Consider the following 6,114-nt stretch of genomic DNA (forward strand, 5'->3'; position numbering starts at 1 on the left):
GGGCATCAGGCGGGCCGATCAGGCCCCGGTTCGGGCAAGGGTTCGTCGTCGTCGCTGCGGCGTCGCCGAGTGCCGGCGTCCGACGGTTGTGCGGCGGCCGGATTGGCTGCCTCACCGCCTTGCGCGGGCGCGTCATGCATCAAATCGCTGAATTGCTCCAACGCGCTGCCCGGATCTTCTTCGCCCGCGACCGACTCGGCGGCATCGGGGCGCCTCGCCTTCCGGTCGTTCCCTGCGGCGTCAGGCGAGGCCGCGGGCGGCTTGCCAGGCACGCGCTTCACGACGTTTGCCTCGAATGCACGCCGCCCACAGCCGACGGATCGTCTCCCAGCCCCGCAGCCCCCTCGGGGCTTGCCGGCACCGTGACCACGCTGCCGATGGCGCGGCCGAAGGATTCCACGGCGCTTTCGGGCTTCTTCTGCTTTGCGGCAGGACCGCCTGGCGGGTTGCGCGCGGGGTTCGAGCCGGTGCGGTGGCTCTGCCAGCTCCGGTAGTCATCGTCGAGCTGGCGTTCGTAGTCCCGACGCAGTTGCTCGTAGTGTTTGTCGTCGTTCATCGGCTGCTCCTTGTGCGCGACTTGGAACTCTGCTTTATGACAAGCAGCAAGCCGCATTCCCTGCCCGGGGCAAGAACTGCAGACGCCGGAGCCGAGCACTCGCCCGTCCCTGCTCGACCGGGCATGCAGGCTGCTCACCGCAGCAGCATGCAAGGCACTCCTTTCTTCGACGACGTGATGCGCCAGGCCTGGGCCGGTGGCCTGCGCGTGCCGCTGTTTTTCCCGGCGCTTTCCTCGATCACCGCGGTCTTCACCGCAGCGAGCGCCGAAGCACGCCGGCTGCTGCCCGACACGCGCATGCGGCCGGTGGAAGTGGCGCCGGGCCGCTGCCTGCTAACGGTGGCCGCGATCGAGTACCGCGAGAGCGACCTCGGCGCGTACAACGAAGTCGCGATCGCTCTGCCGATCGCCTTCGGCGGCATGGCTCCGCCGGCGTTCGACGCGTTGTTTCGCGGCGCCGGCAAGGCGCTCAGCGCCTACGTGTGGCAACTGCCGGTCACGACCCGCGCCGCCTACGACGCCGGTGTCGATCTGGCCGGCTTTCCGAAGAGCCTGGCCGAGATCGCCTTTCACCGCGAAGGCCGCCAACTGCGCTGCACCCTTGGCCCGCCCGATGCGCCGGTACTCAGTCTCGTTTGCGACTCGCGCGAACCCGACGACCGTGCGCGCGTTCGCGATCGCCAGCTCAAGCTGCGCAACTACACGCTCAAGGAAGGCCACGTGCTGGTTTCAAACTTCGTGCTCCGGCAAAAGCACTTCGACGACCATTTCCGGCGCGACGCCGCGCGGCTGGAACTCGGCCAGGGCGCCATCGCCCAAAGCCTGCGCGCCCTGCAGTTGAGCGAGCGCCCGATCGCCAGCCAGAGTTGTCAGGACGCCGAGGCGATGCTGTTCGCGCCGCGCAACGTGATCGACGATTGAATGCGTCGATTCGCCTGCGTAAAGCGCACGCCTCCCGTCAAGAGAGCTTTCGCCCGGCCTGGTGAATCTTGAGCGCCGCGGCCACGATCGGCTTCGCCCACTCGGGCGTGAGCGAGAGATCGGGCGGACCGATGATGCGTGCGCGTTCCATGTGCAGCAGTTCCAGCGGTGATGGCGTCATTCCGGCGGCGGGGTCTGCGGCTGCGCTGTTGTCGTACATGCGCAGCGCCGTGAGTGCCGGCAACAGCTGAATCAGGTTCAGCCGGCTGTGTTCGAAGCGGCGCCGAATGTCGGCCTCGGCAATGTCGTGTCCGCCCCCGCGCACCCGACTGCGGACGCGCTCGATGTGCAATTCCGGGCTGGCCAGGCCGGCGTACCAGACGCGGACCTCGATGCCTTCCGAAGCCGCCTGCGCGAGCAGGCGCGGGATGGTGTTGGCGCCCAGGGTGGTCTCGAGCGCGAAGTCCAGGCGGCCCGCGATCGCCCGCTCCAGCAGCCGCTTGCCCTGCTGCCACGCGACACCGTTGGCTTGCTCCTGACTCAGCCGGTGACTGGCCGAAAGGAGCGCGCGCGCGGCTTCGTCGGGGTTGTAGTACTCGCCGCCGAAGGAGCGGAAGGCAGCCCCGGCGATGCTGCTCTTGCCAGCGCCGTTGACGCCCGACAGAACGTACAAGCGCGCGGTCGGCGCCTTCCTGGCCAAGATGCGTGCGCCGTGGACCGCTCAGCGCCGTTGCTTGGCCGCCTTCACCGCTGCACGACCCAGCTGCACCGGCGAAGCATCGAAGGCAGCTGCCATGCCCGCCTTCGACTTCGGCGTCTGCATCTGCTCGAGCAGCCCGTCGAACTGCAGCGTCAGGTCATCGAGCGCGGGGGAGCGCGACTGAACCAGCGATTCGAATTCGGCATACGACATCAGCACGGCCTTCGGTGCGTCGTGCTTGGTGATCGCCACTGCGCCGCCGAGCGCAGCTTGCTCGAAGATGGCGCCGAACTCGTTCTTGAAGCGGCTGGCGGCCACGGTCGGCAGATCGACCAGTTCGCCTTGACGATTGCGGAAAGTGACAGTGGACATGAATGGCCTTTCAAGAACGTACAGGCCATTGTAGTCATTTCGGCCCTTTTGGCCCTTTTGGCCTTATCGGCTCATTCCTGGCGTCGAGGGGCCCCGACCGGAGCGCCTTGCAGCCTCCGCCCTCACGGCAGCTCGACGCCCAACTCCGCTGCCAGCCGGTGCAGCTGAGAGCGAAGCAGAGCGACTTCGTTGCGCAGATAGAGCTGGTTGGCCTTGAGCGAGGCGATCTCGGCAGCCGCGGTCGCATCGACAGACAAGGCCGCTGCTGCGTCCGACGAACCAACCGCCGGCAACGGACCGCCCAGCAGATGCGCCCAGCGCGCTTCACGTGCACCTGCGCCGCGCGCGAGCTTCGCCACCAGCGGGCCGCCGCGCTCCGCCAGCCGCGCCGCCAGTTCGTCGAGGAAGCCCTCGACCGAGGACACGTCGGCAAAGCGGTGCAGCCGGTCGGTGGCGGCACGCAGCTCGGCAGCGGTCTGCGGTCCGCGCAGCGCCAGCACTGCCAGGATGGCCAGCGACTGCGACGGCACGCGCAACACACGCGCCAGGTTGTGCTCGTAGCGCATCACGCGGTTGCCGCTGGACTCGATCACCAGGTCCAGCGACTTCAGATCGTCGAGCGCGGCGAGCACGTCGGCCTCGCCCGCGTTCATCACCGGATCGCGGGCGGTCTTCTGGTTGCAGCCGAGCACCAGCGTATTGAGCGACAGCGGATAGCTGTCGGCCACGGTGTGCTGCTTCTCGACGAGCACGCCGAGGATGCGCAGTTCGAGCGGAGACACGGGGCGCATTAAATCAAGACGGTGATCTGCCGGCCACCAAGAGACAGGCCGTGACTGCGGGTGCCTTGCTTCGCCACGGCCGCCGCGACGGCTCTTCGCCGGGAAATCACACCCCGAAGCCGTCGTCCGCGGCCAGCACCGCGCCGTTGATGAAATGGCTCTCGTTGGCGCACAGCATCAGCAGCGCCGTGTCCAGGTCCTGCGGCCGGCCGATGCGCTTGCGCGGGAGCATGTCGATCAGCTTGCGGCCGGCGTCGGTGCTCCAGTGGTGGTGGTTGATCTCGGTGTCGATGTAGCCCGGGCAGATGGCGTTCACATTGATGCCGTAGCGGCCCCACTCGAGCGCCATCGCGCGCGTCATGTGCACCACCGCCGCCTTGCTCATGCAGTACACGCCGATCTGCCCCAGCACCTTGAGCCCCGCCATCGAGGCGATGTTGACGATGCGCCCGCCCGTGAAGGTGCCCGGGGCGGAGCCCTGGGCGCGGGCGATCATGCGCTTGCCCACCTCCTGCGCCACGAAGAACGCGCCGCGTGTGTTGGTGTCCATCACGTAGTCGTAGTCCTCGGGCGACACGTCGAGGAGTTTTTGCGTCGTGCTCACGCCGGAGTTGTTGACCAGGATGTCGATCGCGCCGACCTCGGTTTCGGCATGGGCGACCGCCGAACACACGCTCTCGTGCTCGGTCACGTCCAGGCCCACCACGTGCGCGTCACCGCCTTGTCCCTCGATTTCCGCGCGCAAGGTCTTGAGCCGCTCGATCCGTCTACCGGCCAGCACCACCGCCGCCCCGGCGTGCGCGAGCGTGCGGGCGAACTGCGCGCCCAGGCCGCTGGAAGCGCCGGTGACAAGGGCGACGCGGCCGGACAGGTCGATGCTGTAGCTCATGAGTTTTCCTGGGCGCTCGGATGACGGGGGTTCCAAGATAGCACGCGCTCATGAGCAAACCTCCGCGCTGCGCTCTGCGGTATTCGCCTTGAAAGCGGCCCGGCGGCCCATGACGCGGGAACACGGCGCGAACGAGCGCTGGCACACCGACGCGGCGCTGCTGCATCCAAACCGCGATGCGCGCCGTATTGCCCTTCGATGCCCGAGCGCGAGTTCGGCGGACATCGAACCCGAGCCTCAACAAGGAGACATTCATGCAAGACACGATTCTTCCGAGCCGCTTCGCCAGGGCCGGCCTCGCTGCCGCCCTGCTGGCCGCCGGCCTCACTGGCAACGCACTGGCTTCGAGCCACCGCGAGGCGCCGTCGATCACCGGCACGCCCAAGGTCGACGCGACCGATTTCTACATGTTCCGCAGCTACGAGGCCGACCGCAGTGGCTACGTGACGCTGATCGCCAACTACCTGCCGCTGCAGGATCCGTACGGCGGGCCCAACTACTTCAAGATGGACCCGAACGCGATGTACGAGATCCACATCGACAACGACGGCGACGCCGAGGAAGAGCTCACCTTCCAGTTCCGCTTCACCAACACGCTCAAGGACATCAAGGTGCCGGCGCTCGGCACCGAGGTCTCGATCCCGCTGACCCAGGCCGGCCCCATCAGCAAGGTCAACGACCCCAACTCGAACGTGCGCGAGACCTTCACGCTCGACGTGGTGCGCGGCGACCGCCGCACCGGCAGCAAGAGCTCGGTCATGAACGGCGGCTCGGCCACGTTCGACAAGCCGGTGGACAACATCGGCACCAAGACCTTCGCCAATTACGCGGCCTACGCGGCCCAGCACGTCTACACCGTCAACCTGCCCGGCTGCTCGATGCCCGCCAAGGTCTTCGTCGGCCAGCGCAAGGATCCGTTCGCCGTCAACCTGGGCACGATCTTCGACTTGGTCAACGCGCCGGTCGGCCTGATCACCGATCCGGCGCAGATCAACGCCGCCGGCCCCGGCGACCTGGACGACAAGAACGTCACCACGCTGTCGCTCGAAGTGCACCGCGACTGCCTGACCACCACGGCCGGCGCCGCCGCAGACAATCCCGCTGCCGTCATTGGCGGCTGGACCTCGGCCAGCCTGCGCCAGGGCCGCCTGCTGTCGGGCTCGCCGAAAAACACCGCGCTGGAGAACGCATCGCTCAACGCCGGCCCGTGGACCCAGGTCTCGCGCCTGGGCATGCCGCTGGTCAACGAAGTGGTCATCGGCCTGAAGGACAAGGACCGCTTCAACGCGTCCGAGCCCAGCGGCGACGGTCAGTTCGCCGGCTACGTCACCAACCCGACGCTGCCGGTGCTGCTCGATGCGGTGCTGAATCTGGGCGGTGCCGCGCCGACCAATGCCGGTCGCGTCGACTTGCAGACGGTGTTCCTGACCGGCATCGTTGGTGTAAACCAGATGACCGCGGTGACGGCCTCGGAGATGCTGCGCCTGAACACCGCCATCGATCCCGTGGCCTTCGCGAGCCAGAACCGGCTGGGCATCGTGGGCAACATCCTGGCGGGTGGGACCGACAACGCAGGCTTTCCGAACGGCCGCCGCCCGAAGGACGACATCGTCGACATCTCGCTCATCGCGGTGATGGGCGGACTGTGCGTGGCCAACGGCGACGCCAACGTGCTGGGCTTCGGCGCCGAGTGCAAGCCCTCGGCCGTGCCGCTGGGCGCCACTGCCTTCAAGCTGCACGACGCCGTGGACCAGGCCGCCGCGGCCGCATCGTTGTCGACGAGCTTCCCGTACCTCGCCACGCCGATCGGCGGGGCGAACTGATCCCAAGGAGCCTCCCATGACGATTTCACGCATCCATGGCGCCCTCCTCGCCGCAGTCGCCAGCCTCGCGC

8 protein-coding genes are annotated in these 6,114 nt (G+C 67.8%); 2 read left to right on the forward strand and 6 right to left on the reverse strand.

Annotated features, from left to right (window positions below; translation table 11 throughout):
- Positions 1-5 precede the first annotated feature (5 nt).
- Both H0W40_RS03130 and H0W40_RS03135 read right to left on the reverse strand, forming a co-directional pair.
- A complete protein-coding gene (locus tag H0W40_RS03130; protein ID WP_292443089.1) occupies positions 6-281 on the reverse strand; it encodes a hypothetical protein in 276 nt (91 codons plus the stop codon).
- On the reverse strand, positions 278-556 hold the full coding sequence (locus H0W40_RS03135; RefSeq protein WP_292443091.1) for a hypothetical protein: 279 nt from the start codon (positions 554-556) through the stop codon (positions 278-280). The genes H0W40_RS03130 and H0W40_RS03135 overlap by 4 nt, the downstream gene beginning before the upstream one ends.
- 147 nt (positions 557-703) lie before the next feature.
- Here H0W40_RS03135 and H0W40_RS03140 point away from each other — a divergent pair, with 147 nt between their 5' ends.
- Positions 704-1,477, forward strand: coding sequence for an acetoacetate decarboxylase family protein (locus H0W40_RS03140; protein ID WP_292443093.1), 774 nt, complete (start codon positions 704-706; stop codon positions 1,475-1,477).
- A gap of 37 nt (positions 1,478-1,514) precedes the next feature.
- Here the strand turns inward: H0W40_RS03140 and H0W40_RS03145 are convergent, their stop codons facing one another.
- The 4 genes from H0W40_RS03145 to H0W40_RS03160 all read right to left on the reverse strand — a co-directional run bounded on the left by H0W40_RS03145 (position 1,515) and on the right by H0W40_RS03160 (position 4,220).
- Positions 1,515-2,177 (reverse strand): zeta toxin family protein, encoded by a 663-nt coding sequence (locus H0W40_RS03145; RefSeq protein WP_292443094.1) that lies wholly within the window; start codon positions 2,175-2,177, stop codon positions 1,515-1,517.
- A 21-nt stretch (positions 2,178-2,198) separates the two neighbouring features.
- Entirely contained in the window at positions 2,199-2,549 is a 351-nt protein-coding gene (locus tag H0W40_RS03150) for a type II toxin-antitoxin system Phd/YefM family antitoxin (RefSeq protein ID WP_292443096.1), read from the reverse strand.
- Between the two features lie 122 nt (positions 2,550-2,671).
- Positions 2,672-3,340 carry a YceH family protein gene (locus H0W40_RS03155; RefSeq protein ID WP_292443099.1) on the reverse strand — a complete coding sequence of 223 codons (669 nt, stop codon included), beginning with the start codon at positions 3,338-3,340 and terminating at the stop codon, positions 2,672-2,674.
- 97 nt (positions 3,341-3,437) lie between these two features.
- A complete protein-coding gene (locus tag H0W40_RS03160) occupies positions 3,438-4,220 on the reverse strand; it encodes an SDR family oxidoreductase (protein ID WP_292443101.1) in 783 nt (260 codons plus the stop codon).
- Positions 4,221-4,474: 254 nt separating this feature from the next.
- Here H0W40_RS03160 and H0W40_RS03165 point away from each other — a divergent pair, with 254 nt between their 5' ends.
- Positions 4,475-6,043, forward strand: coding sequence for a DUF4331 domain-containing protein (locus H0W40_RS03165; protein ID WP_292443103.1), 1,569 nt, complete (start codon positions 4,475-4,477; stop codon positions 6,041-6,043).
- Positions 6,044-6,114 lie beyond the last annotated feature (71 nt).

Source organism: Methylibium sp. (assembly GCF_013817345.1).
Lineage (GTDB): Bacteria > Pseudomonadota > Gammaproteobacteria > Burkholderiales > Burkholderiaceae_C > Methylibium.